Origin of the sequence: Mesorhizobium sp. ES1-4 (assembly GCF_020164745.1) — a bacterium.
Classification (GTDB): Bacteria; Pseudomonadota; Alphaproteobacteria; order Rhizobiales; family Rhizobiaceae; genus Mesorhizobium.
Map to the genome: position 1 here is coordinate 99,923 of NZ_JAIUGV010000015.1, position 20,818 is coordinate 120,740.

Annotated in this window: 18 protein-coding genes; 9 read left to right on the forward strand and 9 right to left on the reverse strand. The window is 64.3% G+C overall.

Translation table 11 applies throughout. From position 1 onward, the window contains the following. Positions 1–270: 270 nt before the first annotated feature. A complete protein-coding gene (locus LB556_RS24985) occupies positions 271–1,083 on the reverse strand; it encodes a glycosyltransferase family 25 protein (protein ID WP_224570264.1) in 813 nt (270 codons plus the stop codon). Between the two features lie 201 nt (positions 1,084–1,284). Here LB556_RS24985 and LB556_RS24990 point away from each other — a divergent pair, with 201 nt between their 5' ends. The 3 genes from LB556_RS24990 (at position 1,285) to LB556_RS25000 (ending at position 5,169) form a co-directional block, all read left to right on the forward strand. After that, positions 1,285–3,795, forward strand: coding sequence for a heavy metal translocating P-type ATPase (locus LB556_RS24990; RefSeq protein WP_224570265.1), 2,511 nt, complete (start codon positions 1,285–1,287; stop codon positions 3,793–3,795). A 44-nt stretch (positions 3,796–3,839) separates the two neighbouring features. After that, on the forward strand, positions 3,840–4,232 hold the full coding sequence (locus LB556_RS24995; RefSeq protein WP_224570266.1) for a DUF305 domain-containing protein: 393 nt from the start codon (positions 3,840–3,842) through the stop codon (positions 4,230–4,232). Between the two features lie 91 nt (positions 4,233–4,323). Next, complete coding sequence (locus tag LB556_RS25000; protein WP_224570267.1) at positions 4,324–5,169, forward strand: aldo/keto reductase; 846 nt, start codon at positions 4,324–4,326, stop codon at positions 5,167–5,169. Positions 5,170–5,191: 22 nt separating this feature from the next. Here the strand turns inward: LB556_RS25000 and mutS are convergent, their stop codons facing one another. Continuing rightward, positions 5,192–7,960 (reverse strand): DNA mismatch repair protein MutS, encoded by a 2,769-nt coding sequence (gene mutS / locus LB556_RS25005; RefSeq protein WP_224570268.1) that lies wholly within the window; start codon positions 7,958–7,960, stop codon positions 5,192–5,194. 161 nt (positions 7,961–8,121) lie between these two features. Between mutS and LB556_RS25010 the strand changes: the two genes are divergently transcribed. Together LB556_RS25010 and LB556_RS25015 are read left to right on the forward strand one after the other, a co-directional pair. Next, the gene (locus LB556_RS25010; protein ID WP_224570269.1) at positions 8,122–9,315 is read left to right on the forward strand and encodes a glycosyltransferase; all 1,194 of its coding nucleotides are present in this window, start codon (positions 8,122–8,124) and stop codon (positions 9,313–9,315) included. A gap of 131 nt (positions 9,316–9,446) precedes the next feature. Beyond that, on the forward strand, positions 9,447–11,726 hold the full coding sequence (locus LB556_RS25015) for an NADP-dependent malic enzyme (RefSeq protein WP_224570270.1): 2,280 nt from the start codon (positions 9,447–9,449) through the stop codon (positions 11,724–11,726). Positions 11,727–11,772: 46 nt separating this feature from the next. Here LB556_RS25015 and LB556_RS25020 read toward each other — a convergent pair whose 3' ends face one another. Both LB556_RS25020 and LB556_RS25025 read right to left on the reverse strand, forming a co-directional pair. Further along, a complete protein-coding gene (locus tag LB556_RS25020) occupies positions 11,773–12,483 on the reverse strand; it encodes an antitoxin Xre/MbcA/ParS toxin-binding domain-containing protein (RefSeq protein ID WP_224570271.1) in 711 nt (236 codons plus the stop codon). Positions 12,484–12,778: 295 nt separating this feature from the next. Further along, positions 12,779–13,771 (reverse strand): adenosine kinase, encoded by a 993-nt coding sequence (locus LB556_RS25025; protein WP_224570272.1) that lies wholly within the window; start codon positions 13,769–13,771, stop codon positions 12,779–12,781. Between the two features lie 273 nt (positions 13,772–14,044). Between LB556_RS25025 and LB556_RS25030 the strand changes: the two genes are divergently transcribed. After that, entirely contained in the window at positions 14,045–14,947 is a 903-nt protein-coding gene (locus tag LB556_RS25030; protein WP_224570273.1) for an EamA family transporter, read from the forward strand. 118 nt (positions 14,948–15,065) lie between these two features. After that, positions 15,066–15,776 carry a sulfate transporter family protein gene (locus tag LB556_RS25035; RefSeq protein WP_224570274.1) on the forward strand — a complete coding sequence of 237 codons (711 nt, stop codon included), beginning with the start codon at positions 15,066–15,068 and terminating at the stop codon, positions 15,774–15,776. A gap of 4 nt (positions 15,777–15,780) precedes the next feature. Here LB556_RS25035 and LB556_RS25040 read toward each other — a convergent pair whose 3' ends face one another. From LB556_RS25040 to LB556_RS25060, 5 genes are all read right to left on the reverse strand, one after another. Further along, positions 15,781–16,779, reverse strand: coding sequence for a proline racemase family protein (locus LB556_RS25040; RefSeq protein WP_224570275.1), 999 nt, complete (start codon positions 16,777–16,779; stop codon positions 15,781–15,783). 13 nt (positions 16,780–16,792) lie between these two features. Next, the gene (locus LB556_RS25045) at positions 16,793–17,596 is read right to left on the reverse strand and encodes an isocitrate lyase/phosphoenolpyruvate mutase family protein (protein WP_224570276.1); all 804 of its coding nucleotides are present in this window, start codon (positions 17,594–17,596) and stop codon (positions 16,793–16,795) included. Positions 17,597–17,768: 172 nt separating this feature from the next. Next, positions 17,769–18,440 (reverse strand): HAD family hydrolase, encoded by a 672-nt coding sequence (locus tag LB556_RS25050; RefSeq protein WP_224570277.1) that lies wholly within the window; start codon positions 18,438–18,440, stop codon positions 17,769–17,771. Positions 18,441–18,492: 52 nt separating this feature from the next. Then, complete coding sequence (gene dut, locus LB556_RS25055; RefSeq protein ID WP_224570278.1) at positions 18,493–18,978, reverse strand: dUTP diphosphatase; 486 nt, start codon at positions 18,976–18,978, stop codon at positions 18,493–18,495. Between the two features lie 95 nt (positions 18,979–19,073). Further along, positions 19,074–19,544 (reverse strand): Lrp/AsnC family transcriptional regulator, encoded by a 471-nt coding sequence (locus LB556_RS25060; RefSeq protein WP_224570279.1) that lies wholly within the window; start codon positions 19,542–19,544, stop codon positions 19,074–19,076. A 113-nt stretch (positions 19,545–19,657) separates the two neighbouring features. On the opposite strand from LB556_RS25060, the gene LB556_RS25065 reads away from it, so the two are divergent. Both LB556_RS25065 and LB556_RS25070 read left to right on the forward strand, forming a co-directional pair. Continuing rightward, complete coding sequence (locus LB556_RS25065; RefSeq protein ID WP_224570280.1) at positions 19,658–19,906, forward strand: DUF6356 family protein; 249 nt, start codon at positions 19,658–19,660, stop codon at positions 19,904–19,906. Positions 19,907–19,921: 15 nt separating this feature from the next. Then, positions 19,922–20,722 carry a class II glutamine amidotransferase gene (locus LB556_RS25070; protein ID WP_224570281.1) on the forward strand — a complete coding sequence of 267 codons (801 nt, stop codon included), beginning with the start codon at positions 19,922–19,924 and terminating at the stop codon, positions 20,720–20,722. Positions 20,723–20,818 lie beyond the last annotated feature (96 nt).

Genomic DNA, 20,818 nt, shown 5'->3' on the forward strand with positions numbered 1-20,818 from the left:
CGCGGAACTGAGGGAGAAATTCAGCATCGCAGCTGTTGTCTAGCACAGGTAAAAATATGGTTGTTGATTTTTCTGGGTTGAATTCGCGTCGTAAACAGAAGCCAAAGCCGGAACCCAGGCTATGACCCCAGGATTACTGGAAAATTACCTGTTGCGAGAAGTCGAGAAATTTTCGCTCGAAGTCATTGGTAGCCAGGCGGAATTCGAAGCGGAGCCCAAACCCTCGCGAAGGTGCCGGCCGTCTTCGGGATGTCCCATCCCGAAACAGGTCTATCGTCCTGCCTCGGGTGGATCGAGGGCGACGATCGTGTACCGCCGAAGCCTGCAGTGGTCGACGACCCACTCGACGATGCGCCTGGTTTCCACTCTCATCTTCTCGAAGAACGGCCTTCTGCGTTTTATGGCCAGTCCGCTTGCGACCCGTGCGGTTTCGCGCTCTTGGTCGAGCAGGCTCGGCAATCCCGCTCCTATGGAGCCGAGGAACTGGGCCTGTGCGCACAAGGCGGGTACAAGCTGGTAGATCATCTTCCCGCCAGAGGGTGAGAACGCCGGATTGAAGACCATGTCATCGGCGGTCAGATTCACCTTTTCGGTCGCATCGAGGAGATCGCGCGCGGCTCGTCTGGAGACGATGTAGCCTCCGGTCCCAGGATGGAACCTGCAGAGCCTGTACATTGAGAACCCATGACGGGCGGAAATCCTCATCCGGTGGATCATGGTCTTTTTGAAGAACGTCTCCAGCTTGACGATGTCGGCATCGGCCGGAATCCAGTCGCTGTCTGCAAGCAACCGGCCGGCATTCGCTGAGAAGACCACGTCGTCCTCGAATACAGCGCCGTAGCGCGCCTCGTCCTGCACGAGAATCGACCAGCAGGCGCGATGGCTGTGCAGGCAGGCGATTTCGCTGCTCGACAGTTGCCGGGCTCCATACATCGGATGCTGAGCTTGCTGCTTGAGTTCGGGGTGGCTGTATCCATCGATAGCCACGACGCGTTCGAACGCGATGCCTATACGGCCGAACCCGGCCCTCATATGGGCAAGTCGTTCCGGGGACCGATCGAGGTTTATGACCAGGCACTTCATTGTCGACCAAAGTCCAGCGGGAAGGGCAGCGAGTATAATATCAGCAACGGAAATGTTTCAGTGTAGGCGCGGTTGTGTACAGTTTTTGCCATTCGGTCAATCCGCTAGGCCCGCAGACCCTAAAAATCAAAACGGCCCTTGACCTTCCAGTTACTGGAAGCACTACCTCCGCTCCGAAGCAGATCATCGAGGCATGTCGCAATGACGCATTCAGATCACGATCACCACCCGCATGGCTCGCATGGCGTCTGTTGCGCGCCGAAAGGCGCTGCATCGGATGCGGCTCCGCGCGACCCGGTCTGCGGCATGACGGTGGATCCGGCTGCCAGCAAGCCGACATCAGAGCATGGCGGCCGCCTCTATCATTTCTGCAGCGAGCGCTGTCGCTCGAAGTTCCAGGCAGAGCCGGAAAGCTACCTGACGGCCACCGACCCCGTCTGCGGCATGAGCGTCGACCGTTCGACGGCGAAACATTTCGCCCGTCATGAGAGCCAAGGCTTCTATTTCTGTTCCGCCGGCTGCAAGGCGAAGTTCGAGGCGGCGCCACAAACCTATCTCGGTGGCAGGCCGGCGGCGGCGCCGATGCCCAAGGGGACGCAATACACCTGTCCGATGCACCCCGAGATCATCCGCGACAAGCCCGGCTCCTGCCCGATCTGCGGCATGGCGCTCGAGCCGATGGGCGTGCCGACGGGCGATGAAGGGCCAAATCCCGAACTTGTCGATTTCGCGAGGCGGCTCTGGGTGAGCGCGGTGCTGTCGGTTCCGCTGCTGATCATCGCCATGGCGCCGATGGTCGGCCTGTCGCTGGAGGGCCTGGTCGAGGATCGCACAAAGGTCTGGATCGAACTGGTGCTGGCCAGCCCCGTGGTCCTCTGGGCCGCCTTCCCGTTCTTCCATCGCGGTTTGGACTCGATCCTCAACCGCAGCCCCAACATGTGGACGTTGATCTCGCTCGGCGTCGGCGCCGCCTATCTCTACAGCGTCGTCGCCACGCTCTTCCCGGACATCTTTCCGCACCAGTTCCGCAGCCATGGCGGTGCGGTGCCGGTCTATTTCGAGGCCGCCGCCGTCATCGTCGCGCTGGTCTTTGTCGGCCAGGTGCTGGAACTGCGCGCCCGCGAAAAAACCGGCTCGGCGATCCGGGCCCTGCTTGACCTCGCGCCGAAAACCGCGCGGCGGATCGCCGAGGACGGCGCCGAGACCGATGTGGTGCTGGACGACGTCAAGACAGGCGATCGCCTGCGCATCCGTCCCGGCGATGCTGTTCCCGTCGACGGCACGGTGCTGGAAGGCCGCTCTTCCATCGACGAATCGATGATCACGGGCGAACCCTTGCCGGTCGAGAAGGCCGAAGGCGACGCCCTGACCGGCGGCACGCTGAACAAAAGCGGCTCGCTGATCATGCGCGCCGAGCGGATCGGCGCCGAGACCACGCTGTCGCGCATCGTCGAACTCGTCGCCAAGGCACAACGCTCGCGCGCGCCGATCCAGGGATTGGCCGATCGCGTTTCCTTCTATTTCGTCCCGGCCGTCGTGCTGGCCGCGATCGCCGCGTTCATCGCCTGGGCGGTCTTCGGCCCTCAGCCCAGCCTGATCTTCGCCATCGTCTCGGCGGTCTCGGTGCTGATCATCGCCTGTCCCTGTGCGCTCGGCCTTGCCACGCCGATGTCGATCATGATCGCCACCGGGCGCGGGGCGCTCGCCGGCGTGCTGATCAAGGAAGCCGCCGCGCTCGAACGCTTCGCCTCCGTCGACACCTTGATCGTCGACAAGACCGGCACGCTGACCGAAGGCCGGCCGAAATTGACCGATGTCGTGGCCGCCAGCGGCTTTTCCGAGGACGATTTGCTGGGGTACGCCGCGACCCTGGAAAAGGGGTCGGAGCATCCGCTGGCCGAAGCCATCGTCGACGGGGCGGGCCAGCGCGGCGTGACGATCGCCGAGGCGAGCAGCTTCGAGGCGGTTACCGGCAAGGGCGTCTCCGGCACGGTATCGAAAAAGAAGGTCGCGCTCGGCAATGCCGCGATGATGGCCGACCTGACCATCGACGTTTCCACGATGATGGCCGGCGTGGAAGCACTGCAGGGCGATGGCAAGACGGCAATGTTCGTCGCTGTCGACGGCAAGCTGGCCGGCATCGTCGCCGTCGCCGATCCGGTCAAGGCGACCACCACCGAGGCGATCAAGGCGCTGCATGACAGCGGGCTGAAGATCATCATGGCGACCGGCGACAATGAACGCACGGCCAGGGCGATCGCTGGGCGTCTCGGCATCGACGAGGTGCGCGCCGGCCTATTGCCGGAACAGAAGGCCGCACTCGTCGACGAATTGCGCGGCAGCGGCGCCGGCGGCGTCGCCATGGCCGGCGACGGCGTCAACGACGCGCCGGCGCTTGCCGCCGCCGATGTCGGTATCGCCATGGGAACCGGCGCCGACGTCGCGGTCGAAAGCGCCGGCATCACCTTGGTCAAGGGCGATCTCAACGGCATCGTCCGCGCCCGCACCCTGGCCCGGGCGACCATCCGCAATATCCGGCAGAACCTGTTCTTCGCCTTCCTTTACAATGTGCTTGGCGTCCCGGTCGCGGCCGGCGTGCTCTATCCGCTCACCGGGACGCTTCTGTCACCCATGCTGGCGGCGGCGGCGATGAGCCTGTCCTCCGTCTCGGTCATCGCAAACGCATTGCGGCTCAGAACGTTGAAACTCTGAGATTAGGCCCCCAGATACGAAAATCAACCATCAGGAGACCATGAATGACCTTGGCTAAAAAACTCGTGCTGCTGCTGATGGCGGCAGGGATGCTGCTTGCTGTTTTCCTAGAAAGCGTGCCGGCGCGGAGCGAGGAGGTGAAGCACGACATGGGTGCCATGGCCATGGGGGCGGAAAGTCCCTCTACGGCGGGCTACAAGGCGGCGATGGACAAGATGCATGCCGACATGATGGCCTCGCAATATACCGGCAATGCCGATGTCGATTTCGTCCGCGGCATGATCCCGCATCATCAGGGCGCGATCGACATGGCCAGGGTCGAACTGGCCAACGGCAAGGATCCGGAAATCCGCAAGCTCGCCGAAGCGGTCATTGCCGCGCAGGAAGCCGAAATCAAGCAGATGCAGGACTGGCTCGCCGCCCACCCGGTGAAGTAGGCTTTGGGCGCAACAAGGGAGGTTGCGGCGCAAGCGTCCTGGATTTCGCGCCCGGCCTGTGCTGCGATCCGACCTGAACTGGAGGCCTGTCATGTCATCGAGCGTCAGAACCACCACGTTGCCTTCCGGCGAGGCGATCCCCGTACTCGGTCAGGGCACGTGGAAGATGGGCGAGGATTCGCGCCGCCGGGCCGAGGAGGTCAATGCCCTCAAGCTTGGTCTCGATCTCGGCGTCACGCTCATCGACACCGCCGAAATGTATGCCGACGGCGGTGCCGAGGAGGTGGTTGCCCAGGCTATCGCCGGGCGCCGCGCCGAGGTTTTCCTGGTCTCGAAGGTTCTGCCGTCCAACGCTTCACGTGCCGGCGTGCAGCGCGCCTGCGAGAACAGCCTGAAGCGCCTCGCCACCGACCGCATCGATCTCTATCTGCTGCATTGGCCGGGCAGCGTGCCCCTGTCGGAAACGGTCGAAGCCTTCGAGGCGCTTAAAGAAGCCGGCAAGATCCGCCATTGGGGCGTCAGCAATTTCGACACCGACGAGATGCAGGAATTGGCGCTCCTGTCCGACGGCGACAAGGTCCAGACCAACCAGGTGCTCTACAATCTGGTTCGCCGGGGCCCGGAATTCGATCTCACGCCCTGGATGCGGAAACGTGGCATCCCTCTGATGGCCTATTCGCCGGTGGAGCAAGGCGCGTTGGCACGCAGCGGCAAGCTCGAGGCCGTCGCCGCCCGCCACGGTTTGACGCCGGCACAGATCGCGCTGGCCTGGGTGATGCGACAGCAGGGCGTCATCGCCATCCCCAAGGCCAGCAGCCAGGAGCACGTCCGCCAGAATGTCGCTGCGTTGGACATAGACCTTACGGCGCAGGACATCGCCGATCTCGACCATGCGTTCCCGCCACCGACGCGCAAGCGCGGACTGGAGATGATTTAGAACGGCGGGTGATACCGCCTTGCTACTTCCCCACCAGTCCCTTCAGCCGGTAAAGCGCCTCCAACGCTTCCCTTGGCGTCATCTCGTCGGGATTGATCTCACCGAGTGCGGCGCCCAGCGCGTCGCTCTTCACCGGTTTTGGTGCTTCGCGTTTCATCGCCACCGAAAACAGCGGGAGGTCGTCGACCAGCCGGTTGGTCTTGCCCGAAACCTCGCCCTCCTCGAGCTGGTGCAGAACCGCTTTCGCGCGATCCACAACCGCCTCGGGCAGGCCGGCGAGCCGCGCCACCTGCACGCCGTAGGAGCGGTCGGCCGCACCCTTGCCGACCTCGTGCAGGAAAACGACGTCGCCTTCCCATTCCTTGACCCGCATGGTGACGTTGTGAAGCCGCGCCAGCTTGCCGGCGAGCGACGTCATCTCGTGGAAATGGGTGGCGAAGATCGCGCGGCAGCGGTTCTTCTCGTGCAGATATTCGACCGCCGCCCAGGCGATCGACAGGCCGTCGAATGTCGCGGTGCCGCGGCCGATCTCGTCGAGGATCACCAGCGCGCGTTCGCCGGCCTGGTTGAGGATCGCCGCCGTCTCGACCATCTCGACCATGAAGGTCGAGCGGCCGCGCGCCAGGTCGTCCGAAGCGCCGACGCGCGAGAACAGCCGGTCGACGACGCCGATATGGGCCGATGCCGCCGGCACGAAGGAGCCGGTCTGGGCAAGGATCGCAATCAGCGCGTTCTGCCTGAGGAACGTGGACTTACCACCCATGTTGGGGCCGGTCAGCAGCCAGATCGCGCCGTTCTTGGCACTGCCTTCCGGCGAGAGGTCGCAATCATTGGCCACGAACGGGCCTTCGCCCGAACGGCGCAACGCCTGTTCGACCACCGGATGCCGGCCGCCGGATATTTCGAAGGCAAGGCTGGAATCCACCACCGGCCGGCACCAGGCCTCGCTTTCCGACAGAAGCGCAAGTGCCGCCGACACGTCGAGCACGGCGAGCGCATCGGCACCGGCGCGGATCGCCTCGGCCTCGCCGACCGCCTCCGCCGTCAGCGCATCGAAGGCAGTCAGCTCGATGTTCAGTGCCCGGTCGGCGGCGTTGGCGATCTTGGTTTCGAGCTCGGCGAGTTCCGTCGTCGTGAAGCGCATGGCGTTGGCCATGGTCTGGCGATGGATAAAACGCGCCTTCGCCCCATCGCTGCCGGTCATCACGGCATGATGGTTGGCCGTCACCTCGATGTAGTAGCCGAGCACGTTGTTGTGCCGGATCTTCAGCGAGCGGATACCCGTCTCCTCGATCAGCGAGCGCTCCAGTCCGGCGATCACCTTGCGCGACTCGTCGCGCAGCGCCCGCATCTCGTCGAGTTCGGCATGGTAGCCGCCGCGAACGAAGCCACCGTCGCGTTTGAGCAGCGGCAGTTCCTCGCCGAGCGCCTGGGTGAGGTGCTGGGCAAGTGACTTGGGCAGCGCGTGAATCGCGGCCATTGCGCCGGCCAGTTCCTGGGGCAGGGCGGTCGCGGCAAAAGTTTCGGCGATGGCGCCCGCCGCCTCGAAGCCGGCGCGCAGCGCGCCGAGATCGCGCGGACCACCCCGGTTCAGCGCCAGCCTGGATAGCGCACGCGGCATGTCGGCGACGCTCTTCAGGCTCATCCGCACTGCCTGGCAAAGCCGCACTTCGGAACGGAAGAACGACACTGAATCCAGCCGTGCTGCAATGGCCCCCGGGTCGGTCAGCGGCGCCATCAGCCGGTCGGCGAGCAGCCTCGCGCCGCCGCCGGTCACCGTGCGATCGATGGCCTTGAACAGCGAACCCTCGCGGCTGCCGGACAGCGTGCGCAACAGTTCGAGATTGCCGCGCGTCGCGGGATCGATGAACAGGGTCGAGCCCTGCTCCTCGCGTTCGGGCCGCGACAGCGGCGGCCGCTCGGCCTTCTGCGTCTTCTCGACATAGGCGATGGCGCCCGAGATCGCCGACAGTTCGGCCCGCGAAAACGTGCCGAAACTGTCCGGTGTCGCTACCTCGAAGAAGCGCGCGATCCGTCCCGTGGCCGAGGCCGAATCGAACAGGCTTGGCGGCTGCGGGCTGGCGACACGGCCGAGCACGTCGAACACCGGCTTCAGCTCGGGATCGTGGAACACCGGCTCGGCGACGATCAGCTCACGCGGATCGACACGGAAGATGTCGGCCAGCAGCCGGTCGGCGGTGGTCTCGGCGACGCGGAAGGCGCCGGTCGAGATGTCGATCCAGGCAATTGCAAAGCTTCCTTGGTTCCCTGCTGCGCTGCCGCGCTCCCCGCCTCTTGGCTCCGCCCCGCCCTTCACCCTGCCCAGCGCCATCAGGAAACTCGATTCCGACGGCGCCAGCAATTTGTCCTCGGTGATCGTGCCCGGGGTCACCAGCCGCACCACGTCGCGGCGCACCACCGATTTTGAACCGCGTTTCTTGGCCTCCGCCGGATCCTCGATCTGCTCGCAGACAGCGACGCGAAAACCCTGGCCGATCAGCTTCTGCAGATAGTCGTCGGCCGCATGCACCGGCACGCCGCACATGGGAATATCGTGGCCCTGATGCTTGCCGCGCTTGGTCAGCACGATGCCCAGCGCCCGGCTCGCCTTCTCGGCATCGTCGAAGAACAGTTCGTAGAAATCGCCCATGCGGTAGAACAGCAGCGAATCCGGGTTCGCCGCCTTGATCTCGATGAACTGCTCCATCATCGGCGTGACGGCAGCGCCGGGCTGTGGCGGCGTCATCGCCTCGGGGGCGGTGTCGGGCTCGTTCGGGCTGTGCATGTTCATGGCGCGGCACGCTAGCAGATGTGATGGCGGGGTTTAATGCCGGGCCGTCGAAAAGCAGGGGAAGACCGCGAGCCATCTTCCGTGGAACGGCTATTCAGCGGCATTGTCCGATGGTGTGATCGCGAATATCTGTCGCCTTGGAGTATTAGTAGCGGGGCATCATGGACAGGGACGGGCACGAAACGTTCGAGGAGATGGTGGGACCGATCGACTCGCCACTCGAACGGCTCTGGCTCATGACAGCCCGGCACGCCAGTCAAAGTGTAGGCGATCTGAAGCTCATGGCGGCCAAGCGGCTTCCTTTCTTCCTTCCGGATACCGGTCCCTTCTCCGGTCTCGACGGAAACATCCGGGTCGCTGTCCATGTTCTCAATCACGATCCGCTGGTGATCTACACGCCGATCGGCGGGCCACGGCCGCTCAGCTCGATCGTGGCGATCGGCCGGCGCCTCGCGTCGCGTCGCGTCGTCTTCCTGATGATGCCGAACTGGACGCTCGAGCGGCCGCGTGTCATCCCAAGCCTCGGCAGAGACATCGCCTGGTACCGCGAGCGCTTTCCAGCTCATGAGTTGATTTTTCTCTGTAATACCGAGGAAGAGCGCCGTCTGGTTGCCGCGGTCGGAGGAACCGCGATCTTCTCCAACCACAATCTTATGGTCTCGGAGGAGATTTTCCGGCCCTTGTTGGACGTCCCGGTCGAGTTCGACGCCGTCTATAATGCTCGCATCTCGCACACCAAGCGCCACTATCTCGCCTTCGACATAGAAAGGCTTGTCCACGTCACCTTTTCGATTGGCGAACTGCCCCGGGCCGGCGACCGTGCTTTTATCCGCCGCCTGCGGTCGCAGTCGCCGCTGCACCGCATAGCCAACCCCGCCGTCCGTGATGTCGTGGCTCCGCTGGCGCCACATGAGGTCAATCGCGTCTACAACCAGGCCGCGGTTGGTCTCTGTCTGTCGGCAGCGGAGGGAGCGATGCGCTCCAGCATGGAATATCTGATGGCCGGGTTGCCGGTGGTCAGCACGCCCAGCGTCGGCGGCCGGGACGTCTTTTTCGATCCGGACTATTGCATCATCGCCGAGCCCGATCCGGCGGCGATCCGGCGCGCGGTCGAGACGCTCCGCGACCGCGCCATTCCGCGTGAGGAGATCCGCGACCGCACGCTGGCCAAGGTGCGGGCTCAACGGCAGGAGCTCACAGTATTTCTTTCCGACCTGTTCAAGAGGATAGGAAGCAGCCAACCGCCGCTATCGCAATGGCCGTTTCCCGAAATCGGGATGCTGCGGCGCTGGGCGACGGTGCGCCAGCACGCGCGCGAGATCCCGCCGTCCAGGACGCCACAAGAACGGCCGTGACCGCCGTGTCCGCCTTGAAGCAGCTTTGCCCAGCTTCGTGGTTTACACGCGGCGGCCCGTGGTCTTAATTCGCAGGCACACAGGCGCCCGCTTCAAGGAGGTGCCGCACCGGCGAGGAAATCAAAAAGATCATGGCCAGGAAAACCGAGAACAACGGTCCGTCCGTCAGCGCGCAGGAAGCGCTCGAATTCCACGCCATGGGCCGGCCCGGAAAGCTGGAGATCGTCGCCACCAAGCCGATGACGACGCAGCGCGATCTCAGCCTCGCCTATTCGCCGGGAGTCGCCGTGCCCGTGCGCGCCATCGCCGAGGACCCATCCAGAGCCTTCGACTACACGACGCGCGGCAACATGGTCGCCGTCATCTCCAACGGCACCGCCATTCTTGGCCTCGGCAATCTCGGCGCGCTGGCCTCCAAACCGGTTATGGAAGGCAAGGCGGTGCTGTTCAAGCGCTTCGCCGATGTCGATTCCATCGACCTCGAGGTGGATACCGAGGATGCCGACGAGTTCATCAACTGCGTGCGCTTCCTCGGTCCTTCCTTCGGCGGCATCAACCTGGAAGACATCAAGGCGCCGGAGTGCTTCATCATCGAGCAGCGCCTGCGCGAGCTGATGGACATCCCGGTCTTCCACGACGACCAGCATGGCACCGCCATCATCTCGGCCGCCGGCCTGATCAACGCGCTGGAGATCACCGGCCGCGACATGAAGACCACGAAGATGGTCTGCAACGGCGCGGGTGCCGCCGGCATCGCCTGCATCGAACTGATGAAGGCGATGGGTTTTTCGCCCGAAAACATCACCTTGTGCGACACCAAGGCCGTCGTCTTCCAGGGCCGCACCGAGGGCATGAACCAGTGGAAATCAGCGCATGCGGTCAAGACCGAGGCGCGTTCCCTGGCCGAAGCGCTCGACGGCGCCGATGTCTTCCTCGGCCTTTCCGCCAAGGGCGCGCTGACCACCGCCATGGTGCGGTCGATGGCCAAGAACCCGATCATCTTCGCCATGGCCAATCCCGATCCGGAAATCACCCCCGAGGAAGTAGCCGAGATCCGCACCGACGCCATCATGGCCACCGGGCGTTCGGATTATGCCAACCAGGTCAACAACGTGCTCGGCTTCCCCTACATCTTCCGCGGCGCGCTGGATGTCAGGGCCACCACCATCAATGACGACATGAAGATCGCCGCCGCCCGGGCGCTGGCCGAACTGGCGCGCCAGGACGTGCCCGACGACGTTGCCGCTGCCTATCAGGGCAACCGGCCGAAATTCGGCCCCAACTACATCATCCCAGTGCCGTTCGACCCGCGTCTGATCTCGGCCATCCCGATTGCCGTGGCCAAGGCGGCGATGGACTCGGGCGTCGCCCGCAAGCCGATCCTCGATCTCGACCGCTACGCGCAGGAACTTTCCGCCCGCCGCGATCCGATCGCCTCGACCCTGCAGCGCATCTACGACCGCGTGCGCCGCCAGCCCAAGCGGATCGTCTTCGCCGAAGGCGAAGAGGAGCAGGTGATGCGCGCCGCCGTCTCCTATGTGAACCAGCGGCTCGGCACGGCCATCCTGCTCGGCCGCGACGACGTCATCAAGGAGAACGCCAGGCACGCCGGCATCGACCTGAACAAGCAAGGCATCGAGATCATCAATGCGCGCCTGTCACGCCGCAATTCGATCTACACCGACTACCTCTACGAACGCATGCAGCGCAAAGGGTTCCTGTTCCGCGACTGCCAGCGGCTGATCAACAACGACCGCAACCATTTCGCCGCCTGCATGGTGGCGCTGGGCGACGCCGACGGCATCGTCACCGGCGTCACCCGCAACTATTCCACTGCACTCGACGACATCAGGCGCGTCATCGACGCCAAGCCCGGGCACCGCGTCATCGGCGCCTCGATCGTGCTGGCGCGCGGCCGCACGGTGATCGTCGCCGACACCGCCGTCCACGACATGCCCAACGCCGAGCAGATCGCCGACATCGCCGAGGAGGCGGCAGGCTTTGCCCGCCGCATGGGCTATGAGCCGCGGCTCGCCATGCTTGCTTATTCCACCTTCGGCCATCCGCAGGGCGAGCGTTCCGAGCGTATCCAGGAAGCCGTGCGCATTCTCGACAAGCGGCGCGTCGATTTCGAATATGACGGCGAAATGGCGGCCGACGTGGCACTCAACGCCCGCGCCATGGCGCAATATCCGTTCATCCGTCTGACCGGCCCGGCCAACGTGCTGATCATGCCGGCGTTCCACTCGGCCTCGATCTCGACCAAGATGCTGCAGGAACTCGGCGGCTCGACCGTCATCGGCCCGCTGCTGGTCGGCCTGAACAAGCCGGTGCAGATCGTCTCGCTGAACGCCAAGGACTCGGACATCGTGAATATGGCGGCGATCGCGGCCTATACGGCGGGGACCTGAGGAACAGTCCGCGCGACCGACGAAGCTGGCGATCAGGCTGGGGCCGTCACCCCGGCGCGAACGCCCGCGCCGCCGCGACCACTTCCTCCGCCTGGTCCTGCCGCAGCAGGTCGATCGGAATGCGGCCGTCGAGCTGTGCCGCCGGGCGGGTCAGCCACAGCCATGCGAGCCTCGGGTTGCCGATCAGTTCCTGCACCTCGCCTATGCCCGCCACCGGCCTGCCGTCGACGAACTGCGCCAGCGGGAAGACGTGTTTGCGGCCGCCCTTGCGCAGCGCGACGACGTCGCCGCGTTTCTGCCAGCGGTGCAGGGTCGAGCGGGCGATGCGCAGGTTTTCCTCGAGGTAGGTCGAGCCCGCGACGCGGCCGGCCCAGTCCTCGATCAGCATCGATTCGAGGTCGTCGGACTGGGGGAGCGAGAGCGCTGTCTCGGCGCCGGCCAAAAGGGTCGAGGACAGGTTGTCCGCGCCGGCGGTGCCGGCCTCGCTGCGGCGCGCGGCTTCCGCCGCGAGCGCACGCACGAATTTCGAGGCAAGGCCGGGAAGGTCGGCATGGATGGCGTCGATGGCGCGCTGGTGCTTGGGCGACAGCAAGGTGACGGCGGACGCTATGCTGCCGGCGATCTTGCCGACCGAGACCATTGTGGACCCGTTGATGGCCTCGTCATAATGGGCAAGCGCACGCTCGACCTTTTCGGCGACCATGTCGGCGAAATCGTCCTGCGTGATACCGGTCGTCTTAGTCTGAAATCTTGTCATGCATCTGTCTTCTGGGCCGCGCGCGCTCCTCCCTCCAGCCGCGGCCGGTTGTTGAACGGCTAGGGTGGAAAGTGGAGGGCGTGACGGCGACAGATGCAGCGACCCGACAGGTTGCTGTCCTGCATTGCTTCACACCCCGATAAGCGTTCCGAAATGTCAGTCAGGGCACGCTCGCATTTTCGTGTAGGAGCGGTATGTGACAACCGCGCGACGGCCAGAAGCGGTCCGTGCAAAGGATCCGAACGCCCAAAGGGGTGGCGGCCGCGAAGGGCAGCAACGCGACCAGCTGGATGAGTTACAACAACCCCGCCTGCTCGGCCTCTTTGCGCAGGTTCTGCCGTGGCCTCGGGCCGATCTGCTGGATCACCAATCCGGCCGCCAGTGAGCCAAGATCGCCGCAGGTCTGGAGGTCGCGTCCCTGTGTATAGCCATGCAGGAAGCCGGCGGCGTAGAGGTCGCCGGCGCCCGTCGTGTCGACCAGCTCCTTGATGGCGGTGGCCTTTATGACCACGGTCTCGTCGCCGCGCACGATGACCGAGCCCTTTTCGGAGCGGGTCACCGCCGCGATCTTGCAATCCTTGCGGATCCGCGCCAGCGCCTCGTCGAACGACGACGTCTGGTAAAGCGACTTGATCTCGTGGCTGTTGGCAAAGACGATGTCGACCGTGCCTGAACGCATCAGGTCGAGGAACTCGTCGCGGTAGCGGTCGACGCAGAACGAATCGGAGAGTGTCATGGACACTTCGCGGCCGGCCGCGTGCGCCAGCCTGGCCGTCTGCCGGATGGCTTCCTTGGCGCGCGGCGGGTCCCACAGATAGCCCTCGAAATAGGTGACCTTGGCGCCCGACGCCTTGTCGGCCTCGACGTCTTCCGGCCCGAGTTCGACGCAGGCGCCGAGATAGGTGTTCATCGAGCGCTCGCCATCGGGCGTGACGAAGATCATCGAGCGCGCCGTCGGCGGCTCGCCCTCAAGCGGCCTTGTGTCGAAGGCGACGCCCTGCGCGTGGATATCGTGCGCATAGATTTCGCCCAGCACATCGTTGGAGACCTTGCCGAAGAAGGCGGCGCGACCGCCGAAGGAGGCGATACCAGCCGCCGTGTTGCCGGCGCTGCCGCCGGAGGCCTCGATCGCCGGCCCCATGCGGCTGTAGAGCAATTCGGCGCGGTGCGTGTCGATGAGGTTCATCGCGCCCTTGATGATGCCGTTGGTCTCGAGGAAATCCTCCTCGCACTGGGCGATGATGTCGACAATCGCATTGCCGATGCAAAGCACGTCATAGTCCGGCATCAATGTCTCCGCGAAAAACCCCGAGCCGGCTTCCTGCCATGCCCGCGCGGGTCTACAGCATGACCCTGAAAACTGGCAACCGATTTTCTGTCATAGCCGGAGGCGAGGCCCATCCCTTGCCGAACGAGCCGGAAACCGCGTGCCAGCAAGACGGTTCCGCACCTGGTTTTCGTTGTACCCCAGGCGCTATGACAATTCGATCGTGGCCGAAGCATTTCGTCGTGGCGTTGCCTAAAAGGGCTTGTCCGATCCCGATCCGAAGGCGGCAAGCCCATGTCTGCAAAGAGCGATACGACCACCGACCTGGCGCTGCTCGGCGTGCTGGCGGTGCTGTGGGGCGCGTCCTACACCTTCATCAAGATCGGCGTCGAGACCATCCCGCCCATCACCTTCATCGCCGCCCGCACCCTGATCGCCGGCGCCATCCTGTTCGCCATCATCCGCTGGCGCGGCCTTGCCGTGCCGGGCGACGCGGCGAGCTGGCGCCGCTTCGCCTTCCAGGCTTGCCTGAACAGCGTCGTCCCGTTCACGCTGATCGCCGCGGCCGAGCGTTCGGTCGACGCCGGCCTTGCCACCATCCTCAATGCCACCTCGCCGATCTTCACCTTCCTGCTGACCGCGCTGATCACCCGCCATGAGCCGGTGACGACGCGCAAGCTGATCGGCGTCGGCGCCGGCATCGCCGGCATCTGCCTTATCGTCGGCGCGCAGGCGCTCGGCGGCATCGGCCACCAGCTCTGGGCACAGATCGCCATCGTCGCGGCAACCGTTTGCTATGCCGGTGCCGCCATTTTCGGTCGGAGCTTCAAGGGCCTCGATCCGATGCTTCCCGCCGCCGGTTCGATGCTGTGCGGCGCCGTCATGCTGGTGCCGCTCAGCCTGGCGGTCGACCGGCCGTGGACGCTGGCGCCTTCGGCGGCCTCTATCCTCGCTTTGCTCTGCCTGTCCGTGTTTTCGACGGCGTTGGCTTTCGTCATCTATTTCCGTCTGATCCACACGCTGGGTTCGGTCGGCACCACGTCCCAGGCCTATCTGCGGGTGCCGATCGGCGTCGGCATCGGCGCCGTTTTCCTCGGCGAGAGCCTGGGTCCCACGGCTTGGCTCGGCATGGGTTTTGTCGTCGCCGGCGTGGCTGCGATGACCATACCGGTGCGCAAGCCGGCCTTCGCCCGATAGGCAAGTTTAGGGGATGCCGAGGCGTGCAATGGCCCGCGCTTGTGCTCGCGGTCCGCACTGCCTATCTCGGAGGCGTCCTGCCTTGTGGCTGTGTCCGCTGACCTGGGGTTGAAGTACGGTGATTTTCGACGCTGCCCGCACCGCGGCCCTTGAGCTGCTCTCGCCTCCGTTTCGTGCCGTGTTCGTCAAGACGCTCGGCCTGACCCTGCTGGCGCTGGTCGCCCTGTGGTTCGGCCTGACCAGCCTTGTCGAATGGCTGGCCCTGCCGTGGCTGCAAACACTGGCGCCCGGCCTGCCGTCCTGGGCTGGCTGGCTGGGCGGCATCATCGCGGCCATCGCGCTGGCCTTCGGCATGGCGCTGCTCGTGGCGCCGGTCACGGCCGTGGTCGCTGGCCTCTTCCTCGACGATGTCGCTGAAGTGGTCGAGCGCACCGACTATCCCGGCGACCCGGCGGGACGCGCCATGCCGGCATTGCGCTCGCTTGTGCTGGCGATAAAATTCTTCGGCGTCGTTATCCTGGGTAACATCGTCGCCTTGCTGCTTCTGCTGGTGCCGGGCATCAACATCGCCGCCTTCTTCGTCGTCAACGGCTACCTGCTCGGTCGCGAATTCTTCGAATTCGCCGCCATGCGCTTTCGCCCCGAGGACGATGCGAGGGCCTTGCGCCGGCACTACGCAGGCACGGTGTTTCTCTCCGGGCTGGTGATCGCGGCCTTTCTCGCCGTGCCACTGCTCAATTTGCTGACACCGCTCTTCGCCGCCGCCATGATGGTGCATCTGCACAAGGCGATTTCGGCACGGGAAGCGGCCCGTCCCGCACGCATTTGAGCCCTCAGCGCAACAGGAAGCCGCGCCCCAGTTCGTCGTCCGGTTCGACAATGAACTCGGCTCGTCCGGAATAATAGGCACGGCCGCCGACGCGGGCGACGATCGCTTCGTGCGGACCGGCCTTTGCCGTTCGCGCCACGGCCCCGGAAAAGCGCGATCCGGCGATGCTCTCGAACGTTCGCGTCTGCCCGATGGCGATCTCGCCCTTGGCATGCATGGCCGCCAGCCGGGCGGTGACGCCGGAACCGGTCGGTGAACGGTCGACCTCCGCCTCGGCGAAAACGCAGACATTCCTGGTGGCCTCCCCGGAAAAGGCGTCCTTTCCATCGGTCAGGATGGTGCCGTAGAGGAAGGCGAGGTCGTTATGATCGGGATGCGACAGCGCAAACTCGGCCTTGAGCCGGTTCGTCAGCGCGGTTGCCGCGTCGACGAAATCGCGCACGCGGTCGCGGCCGAATTCCAGCCCGAATTGATGGCAGTCGGCCAAGGCATAAAACGCCCCGCCATAGGCGACATCGAAACCAACCGTGCCATACTGTGTCAACTCGATCTGTTGGTCGCGGGCAAACAGGAACGCCGGCACGCTCTCGAACGAAACCGCACCGGCTTTGCCATCGCTGACCTCGACCGAGGCGACGACCAGGCCGCACGGCGCCTCGATGTTGACGGTGGTGAACGGCTCCTGTTTCGTTACCAGCCCTTGATCGATGGCGTAGCGGCCGAGCGCGACGATGGCATGGCCGCACATCGTCGAATATCCCTCATTGTGCATGAACAGCACGGCGAGGTCGGCGCCGGGCAAATCGGGCTCGACCAGCAGGGCGCCATACATGTCGTAATGGCCGCGCGGTTCGAAGATCAGCAGTTTGCGCAGATGGTCGAGATGGTCGCGCACATAGGCGCGCTTCTCCAGGATGGTGCCCCTGGGTATACCGGGATAGCCGCCGGTGACGATCCGGAGAGGCTCGCCGCCCGTATGCATGTCGACGACAGTAAGGTTCATGCGGCCGGCTGTCCTAGCTCTGGGATTCGCGGAACAGCGCCTGCAACTTGCCGAACGGCATGGCGGCGCGAGTGAACCCGAACGTGCCGTCCTGCTGGATTTCACGGGCCGCCGTCTCCAACATGCCGTAGGCGAAATTGGCCAGCCACGGACCGAGCGAGATACGCTTCGCGCCGGCCATGGCAAGGTCGGCGATGGTGAAGCCGGGCCTCGCCATGACATTGACCGGCTTGCCGACCGCCGAGCAGATCGTGCGCACCATCTCGACGTCGCCAATGCCCGGCGCGTAGAGCACGTCGGCGCCGGCTTTCTCGAACGCCTGCAGCCGCTTGATCGTATCGTCGAGGTCGGACTTGCCCCACAGGAAATTCTCGGCGCGTGCCGTGAAGACAAAGTCGCGCCTCAGCGCCCGCGCCGCCTCGACCGCGGCGGCGACGCGCTCGACCGCGTGCGAAAACTCATAGATTGGCTTTTCCGGATCGCCCGTGTGGTCCTCGATCGAGCAGCCGGCAAGTCCGGCGGCTTCCGCTGCGAAAATGGTCTCGGCGGCTTGTTCGGCGCTGTCGCCCTTGCCCTTCTCAAGATCGGCCGAGACCGGCAGGCTGGTCGCCGCCGTCACCTCGCGGCAATGATGGATCATCTGGTCGAAGCTCACGGCGCCGTCCGGCAGGCCGCGTGAAAAGGCAAAGCCGGCGCTGGTCGTGGCCAGCGCCTTGAATCCGAAGGAGCCAAACAGCTTCGTCGTGCCCGGATCCCAAGGATTGGGCATGACGAAGGTCGAGGCATGCAGGTCGCGAAAAATCTTGCCCTTGTCCATGAATGCTCCCCATGACGAGTGTTGGGGCGGATGCTACCGCGCTGTTTCCAGCCGGGCAAACAAATGCGGTTGGTTCGGAAGCGTTTCTCGTTGTCTGCTGACAATTTTTCGAAAGCGTCGGAACAGCCGCGCGGACAGGTAGCACACGCCTTGCGGCGTCCAGTCCAGCGGATCAGTGGATCGGCACCAGCCCGGCGAGTTCGCGCATGTCGTCGAACAGGATGCCGCCGGCCTGGATCAGGCCGTCGCGGTCGGAATAGGGGTCGCCATGGTAGGAGAACACGCGCATGCCGGCGGCGATGCCGGCCTGCGTGCCGGCGACGCTGTCCTCGATGACGATGCAGTCGGCGGGCTCGAAACCCATGGTCTTGGCCGCATGCAGGAACAGGTCGGGGGCCGGCTTGCCGCGCGACACCATGGTGGCGCTGAACATCGCATGCTCGAACAGCGCCAACAGCCCGGTCTGACCAAGCGTTATGTGCATTTTCGAAATCCTGGCCGAGGTGGCGACGCAATAGGCGAGTCCGGCCGCGCGGACCGCCTCGATGAACTCCCGGACATAAGGGATCGCCTCGACGCCATGGGCGAACAGATCCGGCAGGCCGGCATTCCAGCGCTCGACGAAATCGGCGCCAAGCCTGACGCTGGTCGCCTCTTCGATCTCCTTCTGCACCGACACCATACTGCGGCCGGAGAAGTTCTTGCGGCAATAGTCGAAAGTCGTTGGATAGCCTGATGTAACAAGCCATTCGGCCAGGCGCCGGTTGGCCAGATTCTCGGTATCGACCAGGATCCCGTCGCAGTCGAAGATGACGAGCTTTGGCAGGGGCCGTGTTTCAGTCATATCGGATCAGTCTACCCGGCAGATGGTTATTGTGCCGAACCGCAGCCACGCATCAAGCGGTGCCGGTCGATCCGAATCCGCCCGAGCCGCGCGAAGTGCCGCCGGCGAGCGAACGCTCTTCCACCGCCGCTTGCGTCACGGCGGCGAAAACGATCTGGGCAATGCGCATGCCGCGCGTCACGGCGAAGTCTTCGTCGCCGAGATTGACCAGCAGCACCTTCACCTCACCGCGATAATCGCTGTCGACCGTGCCCGGTGAATTGAGGACGGTGATGCCGTGTTTGAACGCAAGGCCCGAGCGCGGCCGCACCTGGCCTTCCATGCCTTCGGGAATTTCCAGGATCAGCCCGGTCGGCACCAGGGCGCGTTTGCCAGGCAGAATCAGCAGCGGCCGATCTTCGGGCACCGCCGCGCGCAAATCCATCCCGGCGGCGCCGGCGCTTTCATAGGCGGGAAGCGGAAGTCCCTCACCATGCGGCAACCTGACGAAGCCGACGGTTGGACCGATGACGGAGGAGTTTTGGAAGGCTGCGCGCATAAAATCGATCCTATCGGCGCGATTGCCGATTCGGTCAATCGCCCGCAAGGCTATCAACGGCTTTCTTTCGGGCATCACTATGGCTTGGGCGCGGCTTAGCGTATTTCCACCGGAACCATCGTCGTCTCCTTGATCTCCTCCATGACGAAGGAGGCGGAAACATCCGACAGCGCCACCTTGGCGATGAGCCGCTGGTAAAGCCGGTCATAGGCCTTGACGTCGGCGACGCGGGCGCGCAGCACATAGTCGAGATCGCCAGACATGCGGTAGACGCCGATGATCTCGGAAAGACCGGTCACCGCGGCGCGGAATTTCCGCAGCCAGTCCGGATCGTGGTTCGACGTGCGGATCAGGATGAACACCGAAAGGCCGAGGCCGAGCTTTTCGGCATCGACGAGTGCTACGCGGCCGGTGATGACGCCATCTTCCTCGAGCCGCTTGACTCGACGCCAGCAGGCATTGCGCGACAAGGCCACCCGCTCCGACAGCTGGTCGACCGACAAGGTGCCGTCGCGTTGCAGTTCGGCAAGCAATTTCCGGTCGATTTCATCGATTTCAGATGCCATGTGGGATATTTGTCCCAGAAAATGGCAAATTACAAGGATATTTTGGGACCAGTGAACCGGTGAGGCGTGTCAGGATACTCAAATCTGAACTCAAGCGCTGAAGGGGAACCAGCATGTCGGTCGCCAGGATTTTCACCTCTCATCCGGCCAAGGTCGGCGAAACCTATTTCGGCCATATGGCCTTCGCCGCCTGGTTCTCTTCGCGCCTGCTGATGGCGGCGGGAGCAGCATTTGTTCACGCTTTCTTGCCATTTCTCTTCGAGACTACAGCCAGCCGAATCATCCGCGAACTCTACGAGCGGACGCACAACAGAGGCACACACGCGATCAAGGAGCCTGCGGCTCTCGCCGATCGCGCCTAGGGGACGACGGAAGCGATGTGCCGATGGGCGGCCTATCTCGGTGAAGCGGTCTTTCTCGAAGACATTCTCACGGCACCATGCCACTCGCTGATCGCTCAGAGCCATTGCGCCCAGGAAGCGAAGTCGCCGACCAATGGCGACGGTTTCGGCCTTGCCTGGTATGGCGACCGGCCCGAGCCTGGGCTCTATCGCGACATCCTGCCGGCGTGGTCCGATCCGAATCTGAAAAGCCTGTGCCGGCAGATCAAGTCCGGCCTGTTTCTCGCTCATGTGCGGGCGTCCACCGGCGGCGCCACCAGCCGTATGAACTGCCATCCGTTCATCTCCGACCGCTGGTCGTTCATGCACAACGGCCAGATCGGCGGTTTCGAGAAGATCCGCCGTGCGCTGGAAAACTCGCTGTCCGACGCCGTCTTCGACCAGCGCGAAGGCACCACCGATTCCGAATTGTTTTTTCTGCTCATGATCGACGAGGGTCTTTCGGCTGACCCGCAAGGCGCTGTCGCGCGTGCCGCCAGCCGAGTGCTCGAAGCTTCCCGTCGCGCCGGACTCGAACCGGCGCTGAAACTTACCGCCGCTTTCTCCGACGGGCAGGCGCTGCATGCCGTGCGATATGCAACCGATGCACATGCGCCGACCCTCTACACCGCGATGTACGGCAAGGGCGGCGGCCGCTGCATCGTCTCCGAACCCTTCGACCGCGACGGCGGCGATTGGCAAGCGATTCCGCCGTCGAGCTTCGTCACCATGACCAAGGGCGGCATCGCCATTCGTCCGTTTGCGCCGGCTGCGGCAAAGCTGGCGCTGGTTGGGTAGGTCTTCACCTGCTGCTAATTGACGGCAACGTCGCAGGACAGCGTCCCCTCTGTCCCGCAGGACAATTTCGATCAAGCGCTGCCGAGTTTCAAATGA

Bases quoted from the DNA above. Each gene is read 5' to 3' on its own strand.
- LB556_RS24985 (WP_224570264.1), bottom strand. From the start codon at position 1,083: ATGAAGTGCCTGGTCATAAACCTCGATCGGTCCCCGGAACGACTTGCC.
- LB556_RS24990 (WP_224570265.1), top strand. From the start codon at position 1,285: ATGACGCATTCAGATCACGATCACCACCCGCATGGCTCGCATGGCGTC.
- LB556_RS24995 (WP_224570266.1), top strand. From the start codon at position 3,840: ATGACCTTGGCTAAAAAACTCGTGCTGCTGCTGATGGCGGCAGGGATG.
- LB556_RS25000 (WP_224570267.1), top strand. From the start codon at position 4,324: ATGTCATCGAGCGTCAGAACCACCACGTTGCCTTCCGGCGAGGCGATC.
- mutS (WP_224570268.1), bottom strand. From the start codon at position 7,960: ATGAACATGCACAGCCCGAACGAGCCCGACACCGCCCCCGAGGCGATG.
- LB556_RS25010 (WP_224570269.1), top strand. From the start codon at position 8,122: ATGGACAGGGACGGGCACGAAACGTTCGAGGAGATGGTGGGACCGATC.
- LB556_RS25015 (WP_224570270.1), top strand. From the start codon at position 9,447: ATGGCCAGGAAAACCGAGAACAACGGTCCGTCCGTCAGCGCGCAGGAA.
- LB556_RS25020 (WP_224570271.1), bottom strand. From the start codon at position 12,483: ATGACAAGATTTCAGACTAAGACGACCGGTATCACGCAGGACGATTTC.
- LB556_RS25025 (WP_224570272.1), bottom strand. From the start codon at position 13,771: ATGCCGGACTATGACGTGCTTTGCATCGGCAATGCGATTGTCGACATC.
- LB556_RS25030 (WP_224570273.1), top strand. From the start codon at position 14,045: ATGTCTGCAAAGAGCGATACGACCACCGACCTGGCGCTGCTCGGCGTG.
- LB556_RS25040 (WP_224570275.1), bottom strand. From the start codon at position 16,779: ATGAACCTTACTGTCGTCGACATGCATACGGGCGGCGAGCCTCTCCGG.
- LB556_RS25045 (WP_224570276.1), bottom strand. From the start codon at position 17,596: ATGGACAAGGGCAAGATTTTTCGCGACCTGCATGCCTCGACCTTCGTC.
- LB556_RS25050 (WP_224570277.1), bottom strand. From the start codon at position 18,440: ATGACTGAAACACGGCCCCTGCCAAAGCTCGTCATCTTCGACTGCGAC.
- dut (WP_224570278.1), bottom strand. From the start codon at position 18,978: ATGCGCGCAGCCTTCCAAAACTCCTCCGTCATCGGTCCAACCGTCGGC.
- LB556_RS25060 (WP_224570279.1), bottom strand. From the start codon at position 19,544: ATGGCATCTGAAATCGATGAAATCGACCGGAAATTGCTTGCCGAACTG.
- LB556_RS25065 (WP_224570280.1), top strand. From the start codon at position 19,658: ATGTCGGTCGCCAGGATTTTCACCTCTCATCCGGCCAAGGTCGGCGAA.
- LB556_RS25070 (WP_224570281.1), top strand. From the start codon at position 19,922: ATGTGCCGATGGGCGGCCTATCTCGGTGAAGCGGTCTTTCTCGAAGAC.